Here is a 25,704-nt window from a genome sequence, read left to right as displayed (position 1 = left end):
TTTGGCCAGTAACTTCAACAATGGGAATTGAAATATAGAGAGTAGTGTGCGTAAGCTTAATCGTACCAGTTGAAGGATTTTTTAGCTATAGTACCCCATGACCCACCCTTTTTACGAGTTTACTATCCACAATGAAGCGCTTCGGTTTGAGTTCATCAGCGTCAGTCAACGGGTTATTCGTAAAGTCATCGTGTATCAGAAATTGCCATTCCCCAATGCTTATAATCTCGCTTTAGGAGACATTGACGAACAAGGGAAAGCTGATTTTGAGGTTACCAGTGATAATGGTGACCGTGATTATATTCTAGCTACTGTTATCCAGACGCTGATTGCCTTTTTTGAGAAACATCCACGAGCAACTGTCTTTATTACTGGCAGTACGCCAAGTCGCACCAGACTGTATCAAGCAGTAATCGCACGTGAACTGGCAGAGATTCAGAAACGTTTTGAAATCTCTGGGGTTACAGAGATGGGAGACGAACCCTTTCGGAAAGGAGCGCCTTATAAGGCTTTTGTAATTTCCCCCAAATGATTGTAGTATTGATAAAAAGCACGGTATCATGGCGTCTGTAATAAAAAAAGCTGATCATAAACTTCCTGAAAACCACCCCTTAGCTCGTAAATTCGATACGGCCGAAGAGGGCGCTAAGGCAAAGGCTGATTACGTCATGAATACAGTCTTGAAGGATTTTGACTGGGATGCATTTATGGTGAAGAAGCAGGCTCAGGCTTCTAAGCAGTAGGGGTATTACACCACCCCCACGGCCCCAAACCCCTCCGCATTATAGCGCCCCACACCGGCCAGCACGGCCAGTTCCAGTAATTCCCGGGGTCCGGTGAGCTCAAACTGAAATCCGTAGTAGCCCCGCACTTTTGTTTCTTCGCGGGAGTTTTCCTTGATCGTTACCAGCCGTGACTTGGGATCATGGCGACCTGGTAGTAGTCGGTACGTGAGCGCATCGTGGGGGAAGTCATCGACGCCAGCTGCAACGGGGACGCTGGCCCACTTCGCCAATAGATTCGAGATCAGTAACGGACCAAACTGAGCGTCGGAGGGGTGTAAGTACTGATCCATGCCGCGCTCGTTCTTTTCGGCAATCACCACAGGCGACAGTGTCCGCAACGCAACGGTGTTCGTGTTTATCTCTACCGGTACGGCTTCGACGCGCTCGATGATAAACTCCGCCCGGTGCTTGGGTGTCGCGATGACGCAGCGCTGATCCTGAAACAGACCGATAATAAAATGCTGGGCGGCTTTGTCGACGTAGAAGCTCACCACCCATTCAATGTGGGGCGTTGTCACCCACAATCCCCCCGCTTTGGTATCGATACGAGCGTTCGGAATGATCAAATCCGAAAATGTGAACAGCTTGAACCGGCGGGTAGAGGAGTATTCGTAGCCTTGTCCGTGCAGGAACGTAGCGTATTGCTCGTCTGCTTCGGCCAGTACGGCGTAGATGAACGCACTTAGTCGATACGCATAATTAAAGGGAACCAGCGTTCGGCTGGCCAATGGTCGTAGGGTTAGGCGAAACTGCATGTGTGGAATAAATAGATCGCAGATTACAACGAAATTTGGTTACTTGCCAGACTAGCAATCGCTATTTCGTTAACGGTTGTAAAGCTGAATCCAGTAGCGAACAATCTATTTGACCGGTACCGAAAAATTTCTCACACCACCCAAAAATTTCTGTTCATGCCTGTTGTCAAGGATCGCGAAGAGCGATTGAAGCGTATTAACGACCGCCTGAAACGCTGGAATGGCCACCCTGTTTCCACCAGCGAACTGGCCCGCCACTGCAACATATCCGAGTCGATGATCAAAAAGGATATTGCTTACATGAAGGTTGAATACAACGCACCGATCAACTACAATCACAAACTACGAGGGTACTACTACATGAAACCGTTCGAGTTGGCGGCTACCGTCACGCTCACCGACAAAGACCTAGCGACGTTGCATAGAGCGCTGGCGACGCTGCAGCAGTTTCAGCACCTGAGTCTGTTCGATGATCTGCGCGGAACGGTCGATAAGCTCGACAAGGCGGTCCGGTTTCGCAGTAGTCTAGCCGATGATTTCGGGAAGTATATCCTCTTTGAGTCGGTGCCTTATACCAAAGGGAGTGAGTGGGTAGAAGTCTTTCTACAGGCTATTCACCAGCGGCAAGTCGTTCAGTTTCAGCATCAGCGGTACGACACTGAAGTGACGAAGACGCACCAGATTTATCCGTACGTGGTGAAGGAACACCGTAACCGATGGTACGTAGTAGGCTGGCGGCTGGACGACAAACAGATTCGGGTATTTGGGCTGGACCGAATCATTCCCGATTCGATTAAGCAGTTGACAATAGACGCAACCCCGCCGGATTTTGATGCCGAAGCGTACCTACGGAAAGCGCTGGGCGTAGCGGTGTACGATGGGCCGGCAGAAGCGGTTATGCTGTCGTTTACGCGGGAGCAGGGGTTTCGGTTCCGGGCGCAGCCTTTCTATCCCTTCCGCGATGAGGACATTCTGGTCGATACCGAAACTGAACTCCAGATCAGACTCGATATCGTCGTCAACCGCGAACTGGTCTACGAGCTGGCTCGGCTGGGAAATCAGGTAAAGGTGCTGGAGCCCGCGCATTTACGGGACGATCTAACCGCTTTTCTATCAGATGCGCTAGATCAGTATTGAGCATTAGGTTTGGTTTAGACTCTGGCAGAGTCTAAACCAAACCTAATGCTATTGCGCCCCCCCGCCACCAGGCGTTTCGATGTGGATGCGCTCGCCGGTTTGCATGGCGCGGGTGAAGATACCGGGTAAGGCTTCTTCGCGGCCGTCGGCGTAACGGAGCGTCTGGGTGCCGGGCTGTCCGGGTTGGGCGCCGTTCAGGCCGTAGGGGGGCGTAACGCGGTGCTGGCTCAGCAGGGTCGCCTGCACGGGCGTGAGGAACTCGATTTCGCGAATGATGCCGTTGCCCCCGCGCCATTGTCCGTCACCGCCGGAGCCTGTCCGGACGGCAAACTGATGCAGCCGGACCGGGTAGCGCCGTTCGAGTTCTTCGGGATCGGTGAGTTTGGTGTTGGTCATGTGCTGGTGTACCGCCGAGCGACCTGCTGCCCCAACCACGGCGCCGGCTCCTCCGCCAATGGTCTCGTAATACCCAAAAGCATCTGGTCCGGCACTTGACTTCCCAAACAGGAAATTGTTCATCGTGCCCTGGCTACAGGCGGCCAGGTTCAGCGCTTTCAGCAACGTATCGACCAGCCGCTGGCTGACTTCCGTATTGCCGCCTACCACCGCCGGACAATCAGCCGGATTATCTGAGAAAACAGGGCTGAGGAACGAGGTCGGTACGATTAGCTCGACCGGCACCATCAGCCCTTCGTTCAGCGGAATGCTGGTATGCGAGTCCATGCCGGGCGAGTCCACGCCGGGCACGTCCATGCCGGGCGACTCCACGCCGGGCGCGCACCACAGGCGCAATACGTAGAGGACGGCGCTGTGCAGAATGGCGTGGTTAGCGTTCAGGTTGTTGGGGTGGACGTCCGACGTGCCCGAAAAGTCGAACGTAATGCGCTCGTCCTGAATAGCGATGCGGACGCAGATTGTATGGCCATCATCAAGGGCCTCCTCGGCCGAGAAGGTTTGACTATTCAGTTTGTTGAGTACAGACGTAATCACATCCGTTGCCGACTGTTGCAGCCGGTGCATGTAATGCTGAACCGTGGCCAGACCGTACTGCCGGGCGAGTTCCTGCAGCGCCAGTTCTCCGGACCGTAACGAGGCCAGGGCCGCTTCGATGTCGGCGCGGTTTTCGGCCAGGGAGCGGGTCGGGTAGGGGGCATTGGTAAAGCGCTCTGCCAGGCCAGTGTCCTCACCGGAGGCCTCCCACAAAAAATGTCCGTTTTTGACCACATACATAGGTTCCAGAACAACGCCCTCTTCGAGCAGTGATGTCGCGTCGGGCGGCATCGAGCCGGGGACTTTGCCGCCAATCTCGGCGTGGTGCGCCCGGTTGATGACGTAGCCAATCAACTCGCTGTTGTCGGTGAAAACGCCCTGCAGCAGCGTAACGTCGGGCAGGTGCGAGCCGCCGTATTTGGGGTGGTTCGTGATGAGCACATCGCCGGGGCCAAGCGGGAGCTTGTCGAGACACAGCCGGGCGCAGACGCCCAGACTACCCAGGTGCACCGGGATGTGTGGGGCGTTGGTGACCAGTCGGGCATTGGCGTCGAGCAGCGCGCAGGAGAAATCGAGCCGCTCCTTGACGTTTACCGAAAAGGCCGTCCGCTGTAGTTGGGCACCCATTTCATCAGCAATGGCCCGGAAACGCTGGGTAAAGAGTTCGAGTTGAACGACTTCGTTTGTGTTGGTCCCTGTCTCGTTGGCCGTTCCTTTGTCCGGTTCGTCGTAGTCGGCTATGTAGTCAACCAGCGCGTTTTTATTAGCCTGCACGACGAGTCGCCAACCGGGTTCGATAAAGGCCGACGAGGTCGTGTTCAGCAACAGAGCTGGCCCCCGGAACGTATCGCCCTCCTGTAACCGGGTCCAGTCGTAAGCCGGGTAAGCCCCCGCCTGAAACGCCGGTACAGCATGGCGGTGACTGACGGGCTGGGTACTGATGGGCTGCTCGTCGCTGGCCGTACTGACCAATACCCGAACGCTTTCCAATTCGATGGCCCGATTTTCGGGAATATGACCGTAACGCTGCTGATAACGATCCCGAAAATCAGCTGCCAGATTAGCGCTGATGGGCACGTCGACCGTGGCTTCCTGACCCTTGAAACGCAGAAAGGCCACGGACGATTTGACCTGAATCGGTACGTCGTCCTGAATCTCCTGCCGGAGTTGCCGGGTGGCCTGTTCGGCTAACGTTTCGCCAATACGACTCAGATCGGCGCTGACCCCGGCCAGCGGTTTCAGGACAGACTGTGTCGCCAGTCGCTCGATCTGGGCCTGACCAATGCCATAGGCGCTGAGCAAACCACCGTCGAAGGGAAGTACGATCCGCTCTATGCCCAGCAGTTGGGCGATGGCGCAACCGTGCAGGCCACCCGCCCCGCCGAAGACCAGTAGGCTGTACGTTTTGGGATCGAATCCCCGCGCTACGGAGATCGTCCGAATGGCCGCGGCCATCGTTTCGTTGGCGATGCGTTCGAAACCTCGCAGGAGTTCAAGCGCACCAGGAACTTCACCACTGGGTGCTGCATTACTATGCCGGGTAATCTGATCAATAATTCCCTGCAATGCCTGCTGCGCTTTTTCGGGAAATACTGGTATCCCGAACTGGCTGGGATGGAGTTTACCAAGCAGCAGATTGACATCGGTAATGGTCAGCAACGGCGTCTGTCCCGGCTGAGTAGCTCCGTAACAGGCGGGACCTGGGCTGGCTCCGGCGCTCTGCGGCCCAACGCGTAACTGCCCGAAGGTGGTACCGCTGCCGTCGAACCAGCAAACCGAGCCGCCACCGGCCGCTACGGTTTCAATGGACAGCGACGGGAGTTGCAGATCAAACGGCCCAATCTGGGTCGAAAAGCGGTAATCGGGCTGACCGTCGATGCGCGCTACGTCGGTGCTGGTACCGCCCATGTCGAGGGTTAGCACGCCCGTCTGCTCACTGGTTTCGTGTGCGTTCGCTACGTAGCTGGAGCCAATAACACCCCCCGCTGGTCCGCTGAGCAGACTATCTTTCGGTTGAAACAGATCGCCCCGGACGAGGCCCCCCGCGCTGGTCATTACCCGAACCGACTGGTGATTCAACTGCTCTTGAACATTTGTCAGGTAGTCGCGCAGAACCGGGGTCAGGTACGCGTCCACCACGGTTGTCTGCGTCCGCGCTACGTAACCGGGCGTCGTTGAGATTGCCGTCGAGCAGGTCACGAGCGGAAACCCCGCATTGAGTAAGGCCGTCTGGAGCTGTTGTTCGTGAGCAGGGTTGCGGTAGCTGTTCAGGAGCGAGATCGCCACGGCGTCGGGTTGCTGCTGCCGAAGCTGATCGATCAGGGCTGTCATACCAGACTCGGTCAATGGCGTAATGATCTCGCCGTCGGCAGCAACGCGTTCGTCTACTTCCAGTACGCTGTCGTACAGCAGTTCAGCGGGAGGGATGGCCAACTGGAACAGGTTCGGACGTTGCTGGGTGCCGATGACGAGTAAGTCCTTAAATCCTTTTGTTACGAGGAGCGCTACCCGACCACCTTTCCGTTCGAGCAGGGCGTTGGTGCCTTTGGTGGTGCCCAGCCGCATTTCCAGCCTGGGGAAAGGCTGGCTCAGTGGCGTCTGCGTCAGAAGTCGGGCCGCCAAAACGGGAGCTTCCTCGCCGGTGAAAACGTCGACGGTGTACGTCTGGACTGAGTCTTCCGGGCGTAATGGCGGCTCGCAAACCAGTGTACCATCAACCTGCAGGGACTGAATAACGTGCGTCTGGCCGGTTTCGATGATCCGTAGCTGGTAGCCGTCAAATAGGGGAGACGTTAGCCAGGATGCGTTTACTTTGCCACGTATTAATTGCCCCCGCAGCCGACTGCTGCTCAGAACTTTGGTTCGGTGTATTGTTCCTGACGGGTCGCGGGCGATGCCGTCCGTGAACGTACCACCGGTATCAATCCAGATTTGCCACATGCTTAATTAATCAACGTAATACCCGCCTGTCGGTAAGCCGCTACCACGTCAGCGGGGGCTTGCTGGTCCGTAATCAGGACATCGAACAGACTCAGGGGCGCAAAATAGAGGTATTTATCCGTTTCCAGCTTCGAAGAGTCGCAAAGCAAATAGGTTTTCTGTGCCTGCCGCTGGATAGCGGTCGTGATGCTGGCTTCCTTTTCGCTGCCCGCACTCAGACCATTTTTAAGGGAAATGCCGTCTACACCAACGAACGCCCGGTTGGCGTGGTAGCGGGCGACGTGCTCCTCGGCTACCGCGCCATGAATAGCCTGCCGGTCTTTATCAACTTCACCACCGACTAGATTAACCTTAACCTCTGAGTCGAGTAATTCCGCTACGATAGGCAGCGAGTTGGTGATAACCGTAATCCGTTTGTTTTTAATGAAGGGGCACAGCCGAACCACTGTACTGCCGCAATCCATGAAAATCACCTCGCCCTCCTGAATCTCCTGCGCGGCTAGTTGACAGATATAATCTTTCTGCTCTGCATTGACCGCTGATTTGTTGGCAAACCGGTGCGTATCGGTCGCCAGGCTCACCTTCATGGCCCCGCCCCGCGTCCGGTAAATCAGGCCCGAAGCCGCTAACTGAACCAGATCGCGCCGAACCGTCATCTCAGAAGTCTGGAGCAAATCAGCCAGTTCGCGAATGTCGACCGTCCCCCGTTCCTCGACCGTTTGCACAATTAATCGTTTCCGGGCTTGAAAATTCATGATAACTGAGTTGTTTTGAACAAAAATGATCAAAAAATAACAAAATTAAACAAAATGATAAACGAGCGAGTGCAAATAACTGAAGAGAAGCTACTCTCCGACAACTGGTACGTACTAAAACGCTTTACGTTTAACTACCGAGATAAGAGCGGAGTGTGGACAACGCAGCAGCGGGAAGCCTATGATCGGGGTAACGGGGCCACGATTTTACTTCATAACCCGGAAGCCGATCAGGTGATCCTGACGCGGCAGTTTCGCCTGCCCACCTTTGTGAACGGCAATGAATCAGGAATGCTGATCGAAACCTGCGCGGGGCTGCTGGACGACGAGCACCCGGACGATGCCATCCGGCGCGAAACCGAAGAAGAAACCGGCTACCGGATCCAGACCATTGAGAAGGTGATGGAAGCCTACATGAGCCCCGGCTCGGTGACGGAAAAACTGTTCTTCTACCTGGCCGAATATTCCGCCAATACCGAGCGATTAAACGGCGGGGGAATCGATGAAGAAGAAATCGATATTCTGGAAATTCCCACGGCAAAGGCAGTACAGATGATCGAAACCGGCGAAATTATGGATGGTAAGACCATCATGCTCCTGCAACACCTGCGCCTGCGCCAGCTGGCTCAGAATTGACTTGTCTGGCCAGAAGAGCAAAGACGTAAGAAAAAAGACAAACGAGTAAAGACTCAAGACGAAAGAAAATGTACCAATAGTCTTTCTCCTCTCGTCTTTACTCTTCTGTCAAAACTCTGTACTACTTACCAGCCGACAGCATATTGGCAAACAGCCGATACGCGCCCGGCACGCCAGCGGGGAGCTCGCGGAAGAACACCAGGCCAGTGTACATGTAGTGGCCTTTGCCGTATTTCGCGTAGATCAGACTACCCTCCTTGGCGGCTTCGTTCTGGTCGTGGGCCGAGAAAATAGGTTCGTACTGCTTGTCCCAGTCCTGGGCAAAATAAATACCGCGCTCCTGAATCCAGCCGTTGAAATCGTTCTGGGTGATCTTGTTAGGCGTGTTCAGCAGGGGGTGTTGCGGATTGATAAAGGTCATGTGAGCATCTTCTTCCGTTACGCGCTCCCGGCTAATGGCAAAAGGATAGGGGCCAAGCGGGGGCAGTGGCGTTTCGTTGCGCAGGAACGAGTTGACTGGGGTTACGTACTGCACGATCAGGTTACCGCCGTTTTTTACGTATTCCATCAGCTTAGGCTGGTAGCGCGCTAGCGACGGGTTGACATTGTACGCCCGAACGCCCATCACAATCGCATCGTAGCCAGTCAGGTTACCGTTTAGTTCAGCAGCGCCCAGGATCGTGACGCGGCAACCCATCTGCTCCAGGGCGGCCGGAATTTCATCACCCGCGCCGGTAACGTAGCCAATATTTTTCGCGGTAACCTTCACATCCAGCTTTACCAGTTTGGCTTCGGCGGGTGGGAAGAGGGTTTGCGTTGGAATATGCTTGTACGCCACAAACCGCAGTCCCGTCGTGAACGTACCGGCTCCGGTAGTCATTACGGCCTGCAAACTACCGTTGGTAGCCTGAGCAGTAGGGGTTATTGTAAAGGACAGCCGTTGCTCATCGCCTTTGTTTTTCAGGTCAAACGACTGGGTTGCGGGGGTAATGCGCCAGCCAGCCGGAGCATTGAGTTTGAGGGAGCCCGATACGGTATTACGTCCCGCCTGCAGCACAACCGTAGCTGTTTTGGGGGCATTGTCGGCAAACGTGAAAACGCGCTCTGTGAGGTTTGCCGTTACGTCCGGCTGAATGATGAACGGCCGGTAAATCTCTCCGTCAACCGCGTCGGTTGACTTGTAGATGACGGGTCGGGTGTACGTAAACGACTGCCCGTCGATCTCGAAGGTATAGCTGGCGCTCACTGCGGGAGGGTTTTCCGGCAAGCCAATGAGTTGCTGGTTGTCCACTTGAAACAGTCCTTTTTCGAGCGGTTTTTCGAGCCAGTAGGGCTGCGAAATCTTCTGATTTTTGGGGATTGTCAGTGTCGTCGGCAGCAGCACGACATCGTTGGGTTTCAGCGCCAGATTCATCGTCGTATCTTTGCCGGTCGAGTAACGTACCTGTGTGAGTTTTATCGGTACGTCGGTGCGGCTGACAACGTTCGTCGTTACGTTGACGGTTGAGCCGGGTGTCGCGGCATAGTCTGCTGGGTTCGACTCAAACCAGAGACCCAGGCACTGCTGCATCAGCGTTTGCACTTCCTGACGCTTCGCCTTAACATAAATATTCGTCGTGTCCAGCTTGCCAAGTGCCTGATACAGCTTAACCAGCGTAGGTACGGAGGCCGACGGCTGGGCTGGTTTAAAGGTAGTAATAGCCTGACTGACCAGCGCCTGAACGGCCTCACTGCCCGGCACGCGTTTCCAGGTCATGTCAATACCTTCAAACGGATTCTTGCTGACGGGATCACCGTTTTTCAGCACCAGGTAATCAATCTTGGCGGCCCGGTTGGCGGGGGCACCAAAGCCCTGGCTCTTGTGCTGGCTGCGGCTCTCGGCGGCAATTTCACCGTAGGAGCGACCCAGTTCGGGGTTAAACACGCCCGTTTCAATGCCAACTATATCGCCTTTTTCGTCGGGTTTTTTATTGCTTAAAAAGGCCCCCGGAATAAAGGCGTTCCAGAAAATCCGTTTTGCCTGCCAGGGTTTTACATAGGCTAGCTGCTCCGGAAACTTCGCCGGGTCGTTCGAGATTTTGAACGCTTCTTCGCCCAGATAAGCCGATGCGCTGTGGTGGCCGTGACCAGCGCGGGCATCGGGCGGAAAACGAGTGATGATGACATCAGGACGGAACTTGCGGATGATCCAGACAACGTCGGCGAGGACTTTATCCTGCCCCCAGGTACGTACGGCTTCGTCGGTCGATTTAGAGAAACCGAAATCATAGGCCCGGCTGAAGAACTGATCGGGCCCATCGACCCGTCGGGCGGCCAATAACTCCTGGGTCCGGATTACGCCAATGTATTCACCCTGTTCGGGGCCAATGAGGTTTTGACCGCCATCACCCCTGGTCAGTGCCATGTAGGCCGTCCGCACCAGTTTATCTTTGGCCATGTAGGCCAGCAGCAGCGTGTTCTCGTCATCAGGGTGAGCGGCCAGGTATAGTACCGAACCCAGTACGTCGAGCTTTTTCAAATTGAGGAGAATGTCGCCGGTAGAAGCGGTCTTGATGGGTCCATAAGGTACCTGCGCCCAGGCCGAAAGGGGAAAATAATAGGCAAGCAGGAGCAGTAGAAGTCGAGTTGGAAAGCGCACGGATAAGAGCGTTAGAGAGATCACCTTCAGCAAAGATAAACGCGGAATCGAAACATGATCTATTTACGGGTGTCAAGCGCACAAAAGAAGGGAGCCCGCCTGCAGATCGCAAGTGAGCTCCCTTCTTTTGTATAGGAACAGTAGAGGCTAATACTCTACTGATCAACTTATGCTTTCAGTGCGTCTCTGGATTCATCAACTCCAGACTTAGCATCGTTTGCCAGTTCATCCACTTTCGCGTTGTATTCGCTTTTTGCATCGTCTTTCTGAGCTACCGCGTTGTTGTAGGCCGTGGTAGCCTGATCTTTCAACTGGCCATATTGCTCTTTTGCTTTGTCAGCATACTGGCTAGCTTGTTCTTTGGCTTTATCAGCGTACTGATTGACCTGCGTTTTAGCCTGCTCGTAGCCTTCTTTTGCCTGAGCTACCCCTTTTTCCCATTGATCTTTCAGGTCTCCGCTGCGCTTGTTAGCTTCTTCCTTCAGTTTTTCGCGGGTCTCTTTACCACTGCGCGGGGCAGTTAGAAGACCAATAACAACGCCGGTAATGATACCTGTCAGAAAATCTCTTGTACTTCTCATCAGTAGGAGTGTTTTGGGATAATTGGTGAATGACTAGTTTATTTTCTTTTTCGCCTGGCTGATCAGATCATCAGCTTTTGAACCGGCCGCATCGACGTAATCCGTGTATTGATTCTTGATGCTGTCGAGGCCCGACTGAAGCTGGTCCTGCAAGTCTTTGAAGAACGAATCTGTTTCCGACGAAAGGCGTTTGCGGGTTTTTTTTCCGCTCGATGGAGCTAGTAAAACACCAACAACAGCGCCAACAGCAAGTCCGACTAAGATTCCGGGTAGTGATTTCATGGTTTCTTAAATTTAGTGAGTGATCAAATTCGGTTTCGACTGTGAAAATTCCGTACCACAATCAATTAAACTTTATAACCAGCTGTTTATCAGCTTATAAATTTATTTTTTCAGGCTATGGAGCAGATTAACATTTGAGGATTTTTTTCCCCAAGGGCGTCCACCTTTTCCCCGGCTTCCGATAAAAAAGCAACTGGCTTACTGTATTTGATTAACTAACTATTGGTGCGATTGGTTAAGAAAAAGTTGTCAATTCCGTTCCTGCCACAAATTTTTATAAATGACGCCGGCCACCATTTTGCTGATTTACTCGATTATCGTTGTTATTGCTTCTTTTATTAATCTGCTACGTATCGACTACTGGTGGGTCAGAATATGGGACTTTCCACATTTGCAGCTAACCATGCTGACCGTTGCTGGCCTGACAGGCTGGCTGTTCATCGGACTGCCCGCCGAGTGGCCACTTTGGCTGGCCCCCGTTGGCCTGCTGGCTGCGTTCGGCTACCAGGCCTGGCTGATATATCCGTATACTCCGATACATCAAAAGGCTGTTAAAGCCGCGCCGAAACTGGCGGATCAGGGCGAAACCAGAAAAAATACCTTCCGATTGATGGTGGCTAATGTGTACATGGAGAATACCCATACCCCGGATGTATTGAAGCTTGTCAATAAACACCAGCCCGACTTGGTGCTGATGCTGGAGACCAATGAAGTCTGGCGTGAAGCAATGGAACCGCTGGAGGAGACGTACCCCTATCGCCTGCTTGAGCCATTGGATAATACCTACGGACTGCTGTTTTACTCCCGGCTCCCGCTCGAAGATGAAGAAATTCGGTATTTGGTACAGGCCGATATTCCCTCCATCCGGGCCTGCATCCGATTGAGGTCAGGGCAGCGCTTCCGTTTCTATGGGCTGCACCCTATGCCGCCTACCCCCACGGAGCACTACCGCTCCACGGAACGGGACGCTGAATTGCTCCTGGTTGGTAAAGAAGCCCGAAAGATGGACGAGCCAACGATTGTGGCCGGTGATCTGAACGACGTGGCCTGGTCGCACTCAACCCGCCTGTTTCAGCGGGTTAGTGGCCTGCTTGATCCGCGTATTGGCCGGGGCCTCTTCAGTACCTTTCACGCTAAATACTTTTTTCTGCGCTGGCCCCTGGATCATGTGTTCGTGTCCGAGCATTTTCAGCTGCAGTCAATGCGCCGATTGCCCAACTGTGGTTCTGACCATTTTCCTATTCTTGTTACGTTCGAGTACACGGAGCGTACAGCAGCGGTCGAAACGCCCGAGCCGGAAGGCAACGATCTGGAAGAAACCCATGAAACGATTAATAAGGCTCTGTAGGTGAACTGTTTCTTGGCGGGATTACGGAATGTCGATATTCTGTGATTCCGTTAGAAAGTGGAAACGTCGGAAAACAAAAAATCCCTGTGCTCAAATTGGCTCAGGGATTCCGTACCCACCGTAACTTGTACTTAACCTAAAACTAGATTGCCCAAAGCTATAAAATGCTGTAGAGGCAAGGGGTCAACGACCGCCAAAATATTTTAATTGGTACTACCTACTTCAAACTCCCCGACCTTGGATCAGGCGCAGGACGACTGCAATGATTGCAATCACCAGCAACACGTGGATCAAGCTTCCCATTCCAAAACTATTGAATCCCAGAAAGCCTAGCAGCCATATGATGATCAGTACGACCGCTATTGTGTAAAGTAGGTTTCCCATAACGTTTCTTTAATTTGAGTAAATCAGAGCAAAACTATCTCGCAATTGTCTTCTTAATAGAAAAAGATGTGCCAGATTTTAGAGTAGACTTGTTTCATAGAGTATATACCGGCTATACACTTGTAAATGAGCACTCAAAATGGCTTTTCCAACCTGAAACGGCCCATGCCATAAATGTACTGGGGTATGTAAAGCTGTGGATATTATTCTACAACTGTAGAAATAATGTGGAGAAATGACTCGGGCAGTTCCCCTGAAACACACTCCACAGAAAATGGCTGACGGTTGCCCCTATCAATCATTAGCTTGGCAAATTGCTTATTCCCCGATGTTTAACTAACAAAATCATCAGTAGGATGGGCCACTCCCTTTTTTCGGCATTATATTTTATATAAGTACCGGTACAGGTGAACACGAAATTAGAATTTACTGTGGTGAGTACAATGACGAGAGTTAATGCGGACCAGCAGTTTAGACCAACCGCAATGAATACAACTAACTCAACGGGGGCAAAGCGTATTTTAATTATAGACGACGAAACAGATATATGCTTACTGCTGTCGGGTTTACTGCGCCGGTTGGGCTACCAGCCAACCTGTGCCCATTTTATCGAGGAAGGCCGTAAATGTCTGACTACACAGCAGTTCGATGCCGTATTTCTGGATCTGAATCTGCCCGACGGACTTGGTTTCGACCTACTTCCCATGATTCGCGGAGCACAGGCGAACATTAAAATAATTATGATCAGCGCCTTTGATGGACAGGCTGAACGCAAGCGAGCGACAGACCAGGGAGCTGATTATTTTATCGGAAAACCGTTTACCCGGCGGTCTGTTGAAACGGCTTTGGAAAGCATGCAGGTTTGAGTAACTTTGTTGACACGGCTTCATCAATCTTTGCCATCATTTTAATGCTTGTTGGGCCTGGGTTGTCTGTATAAGCTGTACGTACTCATACATGGAAAAAATACTCATTGTTGATGATAACAACGATATCTGCCTGCTGCTGGAACGCTTCCTCAGCAAACAGAACTACAAGACCGCATCCGTGCAACGGGGTGAAGATGGTCTTGCGTTGTTACGCAAGGAGTCGTTCGAATTAGTTATCTGCGATTTTAAACTTCCTGACATCGACGGTCTGGAGATGCTTCGCCGAATCAAGGTGATGAATCCCAGTACGGCGGTTATCATTATTACCGGCTACTCCGATGTTCGGGTTGCCGTTCAGACGGTTAAACACGGTGCCTACGACTACGTAACCAAACCACTATATCCCGACGAAATTCTTTATACGATCAAGGCTGCTCTCGAACGACGTACCCAATCGATGAAGAAGAACGAAGAAGTCGAAGATGAAGGGGTTAAAACGTCGGCCGTTAAAGCCAGTTCGGCAAAGGCTAATCTGGCGCCGAATGGCAAACGGTTCATCTTCGGTAAAAGCCGCGTGGCCGAGCAACTTCAGAAACACATAGAACTGATCGCCCCAACCGATATGTCCGTTATCATTACGGGTGAAACGGGAACGGGAAAAGAGTTCGTGGCCAATGCCATTCACCTCAAAAGCAAACGGGCTGAGAAGTCATTTGTGGCCATCGATTGTGGTGCCCTCAGTAAAGAACTGGCTGGGAGTGAACTGTTCGGGCACGTAAAAGGAGCCTTTACGGGGGCTATGTCCGACAAGGCGGGGAGTTTTGAGTTCGCCAACGGCGGTACGCTGTTTCTGGACGAAATCGGAAATCTCTCATACGACAACCAGATCAAACTGCTGCGCGTGCTGCAGGAACGAAAGATCCGCCGGATTGGGAGCAACCAGGATATTGCCGTCGACGTGCGGATTATTGTTGCTACCAATGAAGACCTGCGGGAAGCAGTCCGGCAGGGCCGTTTCCGGGAAGATATCTACCACCGCATCAACGAGTTCGAGATTCATCTGTCGCCCCTGCGCGAACGCCGGGCTGACATTATGTTGTTTGCCGAGCATTTTCTGGAGATTGCCAACAACCAGCTCGAAAAGTCCGTCATTGGTTTCAGCGATGAAGCGAAGGAAAAGATGAAGGATTACTATTGGCACGGTAACCTGCGTGAGCTTCAGAACGTTGTGAAACGGTCTGTGCTGCTTACCCAGGGTGATTTTGTTGAAGTGGATGTACTGCCTCACGAGATCATTACGCCCCAGTATTTCTCCAGCGAAGAGGTGCCAACCGGTAACGTTCAGGTGAATTTCGATACCGTTCGTCCCGGCGTACCGGTCATTTCACAGTCGGCTGCTAACCTGAAATCGGTATCGGAAAATGCCGAACGGGCTGCCATTCTGAAAGTGCTGGAGAAAACCGGCTACAATAAAACCAAAGCTGCCGAAGTGCTTAATATCGACCGCAAGACGCTTTATAACAAACTGAAAGCGTATGATATTCATCTGTGATTAACCGATCAAAGTATATAAAAAAGCCGGATCTGAAAAGATCCGGCTTTTTTGTTTCGTTAAGGCACTTCTTAGTTGAAGCTGTAGCCGATTGTCAGCATCCCTACGCTGTTTTTAGCGTTATTGAGTAGCAGTTTAGCGGTACCGCTGTTAGCGATGTTCTGAATACCCTGCGAGTAGCGGGCACCAACCAGAAATTTGCCGAGGTATACGTTCAGACCACCCGCCAGACCGTAATCGACTTTATTAAAATTATCGCGGTTGATTGACGAGGTACCGGTACCGAAATCACCGTTTGAATTTAGGTTCGAGTTCAGCAGATACGAAGCGTAAGGACCCGCCTGCAGTTCAACCGCCTGTCCTAATTTGAAGGTTGCCAGTACCGGTAACTCAGCGTAGTTCAGTTGAAACGTATTACGGCCCCGGGCACCTACCAGATTGTAATCAGCAGCGGCACCTTTTGTGGTATACAACAATTCGGGCTGAATAGCGAAAAACTCACCGATGGGCGCTTGAGCAAACAGGCCCAGGTGGAAGCCAATACGTTCGTTTTTATTGCTGGCATTCGGGCTGTCGTAAAACAGAGAACTTGCGTTCAAACCACCTTTAATTCCGACACGGGTACGTCCCTGAGCGGCTGCGGTAGATGGGTTTAGTACAAAAGCACCAACGGTAAGAAGCGCGGCAGCAAACAGGGTTCCAATTGACTTTTTCATAGCGTTAGTAAGCTGTAATAGATCGTGAAAAGAAAACGTGTATATCTGGTTTATATGTCAATTTCGTGCCAAACCTACGCTGATTGCTTTGCAAAGGCCTATTCGCTTGTATTATACTAATTTACGGTCTCCAGGTTCTAACTAATAATTTATAGTGTATTCCGGAAGGTGCGTAATAAATTCCCCATTCTGTAGAATAAATACGATTAGTAAAGGACTTACGGCAAAGTTTGAAAAGTTAAATTTCATGTTCAGGGTTAGGTCGTTTGTTCTTCAGTTGATACTCACCTGTTTGAGTAAATAGTTAACTAATTTCGTTAACGCTAACTCCCTATTTTGCAAAGTATACGCTTCAGGAATCGTATTCCCGATGGATCTACACTACCTACCAATTAGTAGGTGTGTTCGCTATTGATTTATAATTTCTTTTCTTTGCTCCGGGATGTATTGTGACTACGCACCTATGACAATTCTGATTGCTGACGATGACATAGATGACCGGCTGTTTATGGAGCAGGCACTCAGGCAATGCGGGTATACGCAACAAATTCGGTTTGTTGAGGATGGCGAGTACCTAATGGATTACCTGTATCGGAAAGGTGAATTTAATGAAGCCAATGCACCCTGGCCCAAGCTGCTGATCCTGGATTTGAATATGCCCCGCAAAAACGGCTTTCAGGTGCTGCGAGAAATCAAAGATGACCCTGCTCTGCGCCGGCTGCCCGTAGTTGTGATGACTACGTCATCGGCCGATGATGATGTGATCAGGACCTATAATCTGGGAGTCAACTCGTTCGTTATAAAACCATTCAATTTTAACCGATTGGTAGAGATTGTCAGTTCGTTGAAAACGTACTGGATAGATACCGTTAAGTTGCCTTAATTCGTTGGCAGCCAACACAAACAATATTTGATTATACCTTTGTCCGTACGATCCGCTCTTACTCGTACGTATTAACACTCACTGGTTATGATTTCCGTTGCAACACCACTTGACGTTACTGATAAAAAATCGATGATTCGTGTGTTATTGGTCGAAGACGACGAAGACGATTATATGCTTACCCGAGCGCTGGTTTCGGCCCGGGAGAACGCCAACATCAAGTTAGACTGGATTGACAGTTACGAGAGCGCCCTGAAAGCGCTTGAAGAGAATGAACATGATGTTTATCTGGTCGATTACCGGCTGGGGCACCACACAGGTATTGATCTGATCCAGGCCGCGCAGCATCTGGGTTGCCGGGCTCCTATGATTCTGCTGACGGGCCAGGACGATCTGACAGTCGATCAATCGGCGCTGGAACTGGGAGCCGCCGATTACCTCGTAAAAGGCCGTATCGATGCGCAGTTGCTGGGACGTAGCATCCGGTATGCGCTGCGACAAGCCAGTGTACTGGCTGAAATGGCCAGCCAGGAAAACAAGTACCGGTCTTTGTTCGAACGATCGATGGATGCCATTTTCGTGGCTTCCGGTGACCTGCATTTTCAGGATGCTAACCCGGCGGTCGAAAAACTGCTGGGCTACAGCCGGGAAGAATTGCAGCGTCTGAATCCGGCGCGCCTGTTCGCCAATCTGAATCACCTGCGGGCACTCCGGTTCAACGTGAGTGAACACGGACAAATCAAGGATTACGAAACAACCCTTATTCACAAGAATGGCCGGAAACGAATCTGCCTGTTGTCCGTCTGGGCGGTAGAGGACGTAATTGGTCAGCCCGAATGGTATCAGGGTATTGTGCGCGATATTACCGAACAGAAGCGGGCCCAGCAGGACCTGATTCTCGCCGAAAAACTGACCATGACCGGTAAGATTGCCCGGAGCATTGCGCACGAAGTCCGGAATCCACTGACAAACCTGAGCCTTGCGCTGGAGCAGTTGAAAGATGAACTGAATACCGACGACGAGTACATCACCATGTACACCAATATCATTGGGCGTAACGTCGACCGGATTGGCCAGCTGATTACCGAAATGCTCAACTCGTCGAAACCCCGCGAACTCGAACGGAAAAAGCAGGATTTCAATGCCGTGGTGAAATCGACTCTTCAACTGGTAAACGACCGAATCAAGTTGAAGCGGATGCGGATTGAAACTGAATTTGCCCAGGAAAACTGCCAGGGCATGATTGACAGCGATCAGGTAAAAACCGCCCTGCTGAATATCTTGGTCAATGCCGTCGAAGCTATGCAGGAGGGCAAGGGCATATTGAAAGTACGAACGTACACTACCGATGACGCCCGGGTTTGCGTGGAAGTAAGCGACAACGGCGGGGGAATCAGTGAGGCCGATCGCCAGCGCCTGTTCGATCCGTTCTTTACCGGTAAATCGGGCGGCATGGGGCTGGGGCTCACTGCGACACAGAATATCATCAATAGCCACAAAGGATCGATTGATGTCGAGAGTGAACTGGGCGAAGGCACTACGTTCAAACTTTACTTCCCGCAATAAAATCAGCGCGACGATCGACAGGAAAGCCAGCTTGGGGAAAGCTGGCTTTTTTTGTAGAGCTAACTGTAGAGTTTTGTCTACAGTCGGTTTCTATTCTCTACAAATAGCCTATCTATATTGTCAACCTTTAGATAAGTCGACGGGTGGATTTTATACGTAAGCGATTGATATATAGCGTAAAACAACTACTTACGACAGGAGTAAAAAGATCTGGCACAATATCAGCACTATGGTTTCTGTAAATGATAAACCGTATGTGGACTCCTACTCACTTTCCCGCTGCCATGCGTTCCCTGAACCCCAGCATTCGCGCTAAAGCAATCGAAATCGCGAACAGTCTGCTCGAACAGGGGCAGACGGATAAACAGCGCGTTGTAATGCTGAGTGTCGAAGAAGCTCGTCGTTGGGCTCGGCTACGGAAAGTAGAGTCTGTCAACGTACCGACCTACGCCTAAGATCGCGTTATTGATTTAATCACCCTACGATTTTGGAAAAAGACATTTACCGGTCTTTGGTGCGTTGCGCCGTTCGTTGCGAAGCTGTTGCTGCCGAGTGTTCGGTTTCGGACCGGGACGAAAACCAGTATCAGAAAATTCTATTGCATCTGGATTGCGCTAGCATGTGCCGTCAGGTAGCCATGCTTTATCTGCGTGGTACAGACAAGGTCCAGCACTTGGCAAAGGATTGTATTCACGTTTGCGAAAGCTGCCTTCAGCAATTATCTCCTCAGCAGACTGGAAAGGAGATGGCAGAAAAGGCGTGTCTCGAAGCCATTCAGAGTTGCCTGTCTATCCTCAATGTTTCGTCGCTCTCTGAACAGGCGACAAACAAAGTGCCCGCTGCTGTGTTTTACGGAGTAACGATGAACGAGCCGGTGCGTTATTAATCGCGAAAGGCTTACTCCCACAAATACTTACCAACTCAACGATATGGAAGCGAAAGAACAAAAGAATGGCCAACTGACAAAAGTCAGGGATATGGTGGACGACATTCGTGTTGCCATGATGACTACAGTTGATGAACAGGGGAACCTAGTCAGTCGACCAATGGCAGCGATGCAGATGGACGAAAACGGTACGCTCTGGTTCTTTACCAAACGTACGTCGCCGAAAGTAGAGCAGATCGACCAGAACGAAAGCCGGGTTAACTTGTCTTTTGCTGATGTCAGCGATGCCGATTATGTATCGATTTCGGGGACGGCTACGGAAGTCGATGATAAAGCGAAGATTGATGAACTCTGGGATCCACAGGTCAAAGCCTGGTTCCCCGAAGGAAAGGAAGATCCGGAATTGATCCTGCTGAAAGTACATACTCAGATGGCCGAATACTGGAACTCCAGTTCGAGCAAAATGGTCCGCTTCTTTGAGCAGGCCAAAGCCGCACTGACGGATACGGTTCCGGACATGGGCGAGAACAAAAAAGTTTATAATTAAGGGAGAAATACCCACCAGGAGGGGTAGTTAGCGGTTACCGCTGGCTACCCTTTTTTTGTTGACAAGCATGATTGTAACGCAGATAAATACGGGATGGCAGATCATTCACCAGCAGGCGCATGGCTTACTGGCGGTGCAGTTTGCCCAGTACTGGCAACAGGATAAGCGACCGGCGCACTGGATCGAAACGTTGGTGGCTCTCACTGAACACGACGATGGACAGGATCCCTGGGTGGGTAAAAAACATTTGACCGCAGCCGGGACACCCCTGCCGTTTCAAATCCTCGAATACTCGGTTGAACAGTGCCGCCGGCTGATTGACATAGGCCTGGAAAAAAGTCGCTGGAATGCGCTGATGCTGTCAATGCATACCTCGTTTCTGTACGAGGGCAAACGGGGTGTCGATTCCGAGCTGGACGAATTCCTGGACCAGCAGGTGGCTAACCAAAAGGAGTGGCGTAAGCTGTACAAAGCCACCAGCGCCGAGGTGCAGTATGCGTATGACTTTGTGCAGTGGTGCGATGCATTGTCGCTGATTCTTTGCCTGAATCAGGTTCCCCCGGAGTCGCGCCGGCTGGAGATCAGCAAGGGGCCTGACGAGGTGGCTTATTTCCTGCTACAACGTAGCGATGGGTCAATCCTGGTTGATCCCTGGCCTTTTGATGCGACAAGTTTTACTGTCCATGTCGAAGCCGCTGAACTGACGCAGGTAGTTTTCATTGACGATGCTGAGTTGTACCGGGCCATTCAGGAAGCACCTATCGAGCGGAAAGAGTGGCAGTTCCGAAAGGCGTAAACGAAAACGGTAGACCCTGGGCTGGATCTACCGTTTGTCTTTATCGATGAAGCGATCTTTAGCGAAGCTGCAGCAGCACCGACGAGCGAGCTGGAACTTTGAACGTATCGCCACCGCGGGTTGGTTCGTGTTCAGTGTGTACTTCGGCACTATCGGTATTTACCAGGACATGCCAGTGCGCGTGTTTCTTATGCATTTTCGGCAGTGTAAAGTCGATATCGCCCCAGTAGGCATTCAGAATCCAGAGTAATTGTTCATCACCGATGTCCCGGCCATCCTCGGTTTGTTCGTCGACTTTGCGACCATCGATCAGCAAGGCCAGGCAAAGAGTATTGCCGTTATTCAGATCACTGGACGTCATCTGATGCGCATCAGGACGCATAAACGCGATCTGATCGGTTTCAAAAAACTTGCGCCGACTCAGAAGCGGCATTTCCTGACGTAGTGCCGTGAGCTTGCTGGTGAAATCGAACAGGGCCTGCTGTTTTTCGTTCCAGTCCCACTTCATCCAACTGATCTCACTATCCTGGTTGTACCCATTGTTGTTGCCCCCCTGCGTCCGACCGCATTCGTCGCCCATGACGATCATTGGCGTTCCCTGGCTAAGCAGGAGCGTGGTCAGGAAGTTACGTTTCTGCTTCTCGCGGAGCTCATTGATTTCCGGATCGTCTGTTTCACCTTCGGCTCCGCAGTTCCAACTCTGGTTGTCATTCGAGCCGTCGCGATTGTCCTCCCCGTTGGCGTCGTTATGCTTCTCGTTGTAGCTAACCAGATCGTTCAGCGTAAAGCCGTCATGGGCCGTAATGAAGTTGACACTGTTGGCGGGCGAACGACCATCGTTGGCGTATAGATCCGGGCTACCCAGCAGACGCAATGTTGTTTCATTGGCTTTACCCTGATCACTTTTCCAGAAGCCCCGGAGCGTATCGCGGTATTTACCGTTCCACTCCGACCAGCGGGTTGGGAAACCACCCACTTGGTACGACTGAATGTCCCAGGGCTCAGCAATCAGTTTAATGGGAGCCAGGATAGGATCCTGCGCAACTGCGTCGAGGAACGACGAGAAACTGCCCATTTCCTCATCGGTACGTACCAGGGCCGATGCCAGATCGAAGCGGAAACCATCGACGTGCATTTCGGTTACCCAGTAGCGAAGACTGTCCATAACTACCTGTAACGCGCGGGGGTGGCTCAGGTTGAACGTATTGCCCGTACCGGTATAGTCCATGTAATGCTCCGGACTGTCACCAACCTGGTGATAATAGGCCCGGTTATCAAGACCCCGGAACGAAAGTGTTGGTCCCATCTGGTTACCTTCGGCCGTGTGGTTATACACTACGTCCAGGATCACTTCGAGGCCAGCCTTGTGCAGTTCCTTGACCATCTGCTTGAACTCCGTTACCTGCTCACCCGCCATACCCGATGACGAGTAGGTGTTTTGCGGGGCAAAGAAGCCGATGCTGTTGTAACCCCAGTAACTTTCATCGGTGAACTGGTGAACGGGCAGAAGCTCAACGGCCGTAATGCCCAATTTCTTCAGGTAATCGATACTTTCGGGGGAAGCCAGTCCTGCGTAAGTTCCCCGGATCTTCTCGTCGATGGTAGGGTGGAGGTACGTAAAACCCTTTACGTGCATCTCGTAAATAACCGAACGGTGAAGCGGAATATCCGGCCGCTTATCATCTTCCCAATCGAAGGCTGCATCGTCAACAATCACGCCCTTAGCCATTTGGGGGCCGCTGTCTTCATCGCTCATGACGAGGTAGCGGTCGTCAGCCGGGTTTTTACAGTCATACGCCAGCCGCGAGTCGTCGTGGGTAAGCGGTTTATTGATGGCCCGGGCGTAGGGATCCAGCAGGAGTTTGTTAACGTTGAAGAAAAGACCATTCTTCGGATCGTACTCACCATCGACCCGGTAGCCGTATAACTGGCCGGGCTGCAGGCCTTCTACGTAAATGTGCCAGACCAGATCTGTCCGTTCGACAACAGGAATCCGGGCTATTTCTTTAGTCGGGTCGGCCGTATCATATAAACAAACGTAAACGGCCGTTGCTGATTCACTGAAGACGGCAAAGTTGGTGCCTTCGCCGTCGAAAGAGGCACCACGTGGATAGGGTTTACCGATTCGTGTTTGGTAAGACTCCGACGGAGCGGAGGTTTGAGAGCTATTACTCATAACGTAGAATACTGAAAAATAGAATGATGTTTTAGGTTACGTAGCACCTGGTGAATTAACCAGAAGACGAATCGTAATGTTTTTTGGTGATGAGCTGTGAGTAGTTTTACCCCAATAGGGTTAGTAGAGTAGATACAAAAAAGCCTGCCCCCAATAGGGGCAGGCTTTCCAATCCCACCATTCACTACACTACCAAGGCCAAGCGAGACATGGCGGCATGGGCCGACTCAATGCTCTGCTTCTGGCGTAGCAGCAACTCACGGGTGCTGGCTACTAAGTCTGTTTCCTGTAGAACCGAATTGTAGTTTTCCAGGGCTTCCTGGTCACCACGCTTACATTCTTCTACCGTTGCTTTATCGTCGTCTGAGGCAAATGCTGATTTGATGCTAATCCAGGCCCGGTGCAGGTCGGCTGCTACGCTCGTACTGTTGTCTGGTTCGGCACCCAATGCCCGGACCTCGCGGTCCAATTCCATTGCAAACTCACCGCGCTGACGCGATTGCTGAAGAAAAAGATTTTTCAACTCGCCGTCTTTCGTTTTGTCGGCTGCTTCTTTGTAACCCTCTTCGGCATCGTGGCTACGGGTCAGGAGTTTGTTCAGTTGGTCGAGGATTTCGCCCCGTGTTTCCTTTACATTCATAACGTAATTTCGTTTGGTTTGTGTATTAACAAGAAAAGTTAAATCTTCTTAGTCTATTGAGTAAATCAGAAAGTTAGCGTCGGTGTTTCGGATTTGCCAACAAATTTATGTGCCGGTATCAGCCGAAACCGTTAATCAGCTACCTATCACTTGGAGGGATCGTGGCCCCAATTTTTCAGTGAGTACTCCCAGTTTGACCCCTTCGGGTCTTTAGGCTCCTGAGCGCTGTGGCGTCTGATGTAGCTAATGACCTTGCGCATGTGTGCATAGTCGTCATCAGTTAGCTCACTAACCTTTTTCTTCTTGATGGTAATGATCTTTTCCCCGGATTTATGGCCGGTCGATTCATCATTATCCCCTTTTTTCTGGCCAACCGCCTTTGACTCATCCGTGTCAAGCCATTTTTCAATGGCAGAAGGGGTCATATTAACCAGTTCATCAAATTCCTGACGAACGTCTTTTTTCTCCTGATCGTCCAGTGTGGTAGTAGCCATATTCGTTTACTTTTTATCGACTTCACTCGCCGATTTAACTACTTTAGCATCATCTTGTTCAATCACAAGCGCGGGCTCCTCTTCCGAACCCTTGCGCTTAATCTTTTTGCCTTTTATGGTCTTTTCAACGTCACTTTTATGAACTTCAGTGACAATGCCTTCTGCCTGTCCTTTGCCCCACTTCCAGGTTACGTCGTCACCTTTCTTAATCGTTGCCATAGGTCGTTCGTTAGTTGTCTAGTTTACCATCTTTAGCATCGCGCTGCATCTGTTTGTTGGCATAAACGGCAATGTCAACACGACGGTTTTTCTGGCGGCCAGCTTCTGTTGAGTTATCGGCAATAGGTTGGCTTTCGCCATATCCTTTTTCTTTAACCCGCGTGGTTTTTACCCCCTGCTGCTCCAGATAGTTTCCTACTGCGTCGGCCCGGCGTTCGGACAGGCGCTGATTAAGATCGTCAGGGCCGGTAGCATCCGCATGGCCTTCAATCAGAATATCCGTGTCTTCGTATTTGTTGAGCGTCTGTGCAAACTCGGTCAGCTGGCGTTTGGTGGCTGATTTCAATTCGGCAGAATTGACGTCGAACAGAATATCGGAACCAAACGTAATTTTAATCCCTTCGCCAACGCGTTCAATTTCGGCGTTCGGCATGCTTCGTTTCATCTCTTCCGCCTGCTTGTCCATCCGTCGACCGATGACGGCCCCTGCCGCACCACCGACCGTAGCTCCGATGATAGCTCCCAGAGCAGTGTTGCCTGTTTTTCGGCCTATAATGCCTCCCACCAAGGCGCCACCACCACCACCGACGGCTGCTCCTTTTTGGGTTTTATTCATATTACCACCCGAGTTTTTACAGCCCGTCATGGTACCTGCCGTCAAAATACTAGCGGTCATAAGAATAGCTAGTGACTTAGTGCCGGTGTTCTTTAATGTATTATTCATCGTTCGTGAGTGTTTGGTATTTCATTGAGTTGCCCAAATGCTGTACCATACTGCTACGCATACCACTGGCAAGAATCTACGTTATGTTTCTAGTAAATTGAAAAACAGTTACTTATGGGTAGATGGGTACTTAAAAGACAGGTGCGACATCTGCAGAAAAGCGAACTCGTTTTATAGAGTAATCGGGGAACGAGTGCCTATTGTTGTGGAGTCCATTCCCCGATTTCCCATCAAAAACAAAGCAGATATTTATCAATTCACCATATAGATATTTTGGAAGCACTGTCCAACTTGTAGCCTTGTAATCAGTTGAAAAATAGGCTCTTAAATAAGAATTTGGCTTTGAGCATAAAAGGCTGTCGGGTAAACGAAAAGGATTGATTATACGTTTTGTAAGGGCACAGT

General features: G+C 51.3%; 26 protein-coding genes. 13 read left to right on the top strand and 13 right to left on the bottom strand.

Going from position 1 to position 25,704, the window contains the following annotated elements; translation table 11 throughout:
- Positions 1-97 precede the first annotated feature (97 nt).
- Positions 98-532 (top strand): DUF6934 family protein, encoded by a 435-nt coding sequence (locus tag HU175_RS19390; RefSeq protein ID WP_176568152.1) that lies wholly within the window; start codon positions 98-100, stop codon positions 530-532.
- A gap of 28 nt (positions 533-560) precedes the next feature.
- Positions 561-743, top strand: a complete 183-nt coding sequence (locus HU175_RS19385) for a hypothetical protein (protein WP_176568151.1) — start codon at positions 561-563, stop codon at positions 741-743.
- 5 nt (positions 744-748) lie between these two features.
- Here HU175_RS19385 and cas6 read toward each other — a convergent pair whose 3' ends face one another.
- A complete protein-coding gene (cas6, locus tag HU175_RS19380; RefSeq protein ID WP_176568150.1) occupies positions 749-1,540 on the bottom strand; it encodes a CRISPR-associated endoribonuclease Cas6 in 792 nt (263 codons plus the stop codon).
- Between the two features lie 156 nt (positions 1,541-1,696).
- Here cas6 and HU175_RS19375 point away from each other — a divergent pair, with 156 nt between their 5' ends.
- On the top strand, positions 1,697-2,677 hold the full coding sequence (locus tag HU175_RS19375; RefSeq protein WP_176568149.1) for a helix-turn-helix transcriptional regulator: 981 nt from the start codon (positions 1,697-1,699) through the stop codon (positions 2,675-2,677).
- A 48-nt stretch (positions 2,678-2,725) separates the two neighbouring features.
- Here the strand turns inward: HU175_RS19375 and HU175_RS19370 are convergent, their stop codons facing one another.
- Entirely contained in the window at positions 2,726-6,607 is a 3,882-nt protein-coding gene (locus HU175_RS19370) for a hydantoinase B/oxoprolinase family protein (RefSeq protein ID WP_176568148.1), read from the bottom strand.
- Positions 6,608-6,609: 2 nt separating this feature from the next.
- The gene (locus HU175_RS19365; RefSeq protein ID WP_176568147.1) at positions 6,610-7,362 is read right to left on the bottom strand and encodes a DeoR/GlpR family DNA-binding transcription regulator; all 753 of its coding nucleotides are present in this window, start codon (positions 7,360-7,362) and stop codon (positions 6,610-6,612) included.
- A 54-nt stretch (positions 7,363-7,416) separates the two neighbouring features.
- On the opposite strand from HU175_RS19365, the gene HU175_RS19360 reads away from it, so the two are divergent.
- Positions 7,417-7,998 (top strand): NUDIX domain-containing protein, encoded by a 582-nt coding sequence (locus HU175_RS19360; RefSeq protein WP_176568146.1) that lies wholly within the window; start codon positions 7,417-7,419, stop codon positions 7,996-7,998.
- Between the two features lie 121 nt (positions 7,999-8,119).
- Here HU175_RS19360 and HU175_RS19355 read toward each other — a convergent pair whose 3' ends face one another.
- From HU175_RS19355 to HU175_RS19345, 3 genes are all read right to left on the bottom strand, one after another.
- On the bottom strand, positions 8,120-10,636 hold the full coding sequence (locus HU175_RS19355; RefSeq protein WP_176568145.1) for a PIG-L family deacetylase: 2,517 nt from the start codon (positions 10,634-10,636) through the stop codon (positions 8,120-8,122).
- Between the two features lie 167 nt (positions 10,637-10,803).
- Positions 10,804-11,217 carry a YtxH domain-containing protein gene (locus HU175_RS19350; protein WP_176568144.1) on the bottom strand — a complete coding sequence of 138 codons (414 nt, stop codon included), beginning with the start codon at positions 11,215-11,217 and terminating at the stop codon, positions 10,804-10,806.
- 33 nt (positions 11,218-11,250) lie between these two features.
- A complete protein-coding gene (locus HU175_RS19345; protein ID WP_176568143.1) occupies positions 11,251-11,499 on the bottom strand; it encodes a YtxH domain-containing protein in 249 nt (82 codons plus the stop codon).
- A 280-nt stretch (positions 11,500-11,779) separates the two neighbouring features.
- On the opposite strand from HU175_RS19345, the gene HU175_RS19340 reads away from it, so the two are divergent.
- Entirely contained in the window at positions 11,780-12,847 is a 1,068-nt protein-coding gene (locus HU175_RS19340) for an endonuclease/exonuclease/phosphatase family protein (protein ID WP_176568142.1), read from the top strand.
- Positions 12,848-13,069: 222 nt separating this feature from the next.
- Here HU175_RS19340 and HU175_RS19335 read toward each other — a convergent pair whose 3' ends face one another.
- A complete protein-coding gene (locus HU175_RS19335) occupies positions 13,070-13,231 on the bottom strand; it encodes a lmo0937 family membrane protein (RefSeq protein ID WP_176568141.1) in 162 nt (53 codons plus the stop codon).
- Between the two features lie 485 nt (positions 13,232-13,716).
- Here HU175_RS19335 and HU175_RS19330 point away from each other — a divergent pair, with 485 nt between their 5' ends.
- A complete protein-coding gene (locus HU175_RS19330; RefSeq protein ID WP_176568140.1) occupies positions 13,717-14,097 on the top strand; it encodes a response regulator transcription factor in 381 nt (126 codons plus the stop codon).
- A gap of 91 nt (positions 14,098-14,188) precedes the next feature.
- Complete coding sequence (locus HU175_RS19325; RefSeq protein ID WP_176568139.1) at positions 14,189-15,652, top strand: sigma-54-dependent transcriptional regulator; 1,464 nt, start codon at positions 14,189-14,191, stop codon at positions 15,650-15,652.
- A gap of 71 nt (positions 15,653-15,723) precedes the next feature.
- Here the strand turns inward: HU175_RS19325 and HU175_RS19320 are convergent, their stop codons facing one another.
- Complete coding sequence (locus tag HU175_RS19320; protein ID WP_176568138.1) at positions 15,724-16,368, bottom strand: porin family protein; 645 nt, start codon at positions 16,366-16,368, stop codon at positions 15,724-15,726.
- Positions 16,369-16,831: 463 nt separating this feature from the next.
- Between HU175_RS19320 and HU175_RS19315 the strand changes: the two genes are divergently transcribed.
- From HU175_RS19315 to HU175_RS19290, 6 genes are all read left to right on the top strand, one after another.
- Positions 16,832-17,251 carry a response regulator gene (locus tag HU175_RS19315; RefSeq protein ID WP_176568137.1) on the top strand — a complete coding sequence of 140 codons (420 nt, stop codon included), beginning with the start codon at positions 16,832-16,834 and terminating at the stop codon, positions 17,249-17,251.
- Between the two features lie 87 nt (positions 17,252-17,338).
- Positions 17,339-18,817 carry an ATP-binding protein gene (locus HU175_RS19310; RefSeq protein ID WP_176568136.1) on the top strand — a complete coding sequence of 493 codons (1,479 nt, stop codon included), beginning with the start codon at positions 17,339-17,341 and terminating at the stop codon, positions 18,815-18,817.
- A gap of 284 nt (positions 18,818-19,101) precedes the next feature.
- Entirely contained in the window at positions 19,102-19,272 is a 171-nt protein-coding gene (locus HU175_RS19305) for a hypothetical protein (RefSeq protein ID WP_228724213.1), read from the top strand.
- Positions 19,273-19,304: 32 nt separating this feature from the next.
- Positions 19,305-19,703: a four-helix bundle copper-binding protein gene (locus HU175_RS19300; RefSeq protein ID WP_176568134.1), complete on the top strand. Its 399-nt coding sequence runs from the start codon at positions 19,305-19,307 to the stop codon at positions 19,701-19,703.
- A gap of 43 nt (positions 19,704-19,746) precedes the next feature.
- A complete protein-coding gene (locus HU175_RS19295) occupies positions 19,747-20,250 on the top strand; it encodes a pyridoxamine 5'-phosphate oxidase family protein (protein WP_176568133.1) in 504 nt (167 codons plus the stop codon).
- 67 nt (positions 20,251-20,317) lie between these two features.
- Positions 20,318-21,046: a DUF3891 family protein gene (locus HU175_RS19290; RefSeq protein ID WP_176568132.1), complete on the top strand. Its 729-nt coding sequence runs from the start codon at positions 20,318-20,320 to the stop codon at positions 21,044-21,046.
- A 58-nt stretch (positions 21,047-21,104) separates the two neighbouring features.
- On the opposite strand, the gene glgX is transcribed toward HU175_RS19290, so the two are convergent.
- The 5 genes from glgX to HU175_RS19265 all read right to left on the bottom strand — a co-directional run bounded on the left by glgX (position 21,105) and on the right by HU175_RS19265 (position 25,299).
- Entirely contained in the window at positions 21,105-23,222 is a 2,118-nt protein-coding gene (glgX, locus tag HU175_RS19285; protein ID WP_176568131.1) for a glycogen debranching protein GlgX, read from the bottom strand.
- Between the two features lie 184 nt (positions 23,223-23,406).
- On the bottom strand, positions 23,407-23,862 hold the full coding sequence (locus HU175_RS19280; RefSeq protein ID WP_176568130.1) for a ferritin-like domain-containing protein: 456 nt from the start codon (positions 23,860-23,862) through the stop codon (positions 23,407-23,409).
- 146 nt (positions 23,863-24,008) lie between these two features.
- Complete coding sequence (locus tag HU175_RS19275) at positions 24,009-24,356, bottom strand: DUF3140 domain-containing protein (protein WP_176568129.1); 348 nt, start codon at positions 24,354-24,356, stop codon at positions 24,009-24,011.
- A gap of 6 nt (positions 24,357-24,362) precedes the next feature.
- Positions 24,363-24,575, bottom strand: a complete 213-nt coding sequence (locus tag HU175_RS19270; protein WP_176568128.1) for a DUF2945 domain-containing protein — start codon at positions 24,573-24,575, stop codon at positions 24,363-24,365.
- A 10-nt stretch (positions 24,576-24,585) separates the two neighbouring features.
- Positions 24,586-25,299, bottom strand: a complete 714-nt coding sequence (locus tag HU175_RS19265) for an OmpA family protein (protein WP_176568127.1) — start codon at positions 25,297-25,299, stop codon at positions 24,586-24,588.
- Positions 25,300-25,704 lie beyond the last annotated feature (405 nt).

This window comes from Spirosoma sp. KUDC1026 (assembly GCF_013375035.1).
GTDB lineage: Bacteria > Bacteroidota > Bacteroidia > Cytophagales > Spirosomataceae > Spirosoma.
The sequence above is the reverse complement of the archived record's forward strand: the minus strand, read 5'-3'. Positions and strand labels throughout refer to the sequence as shown.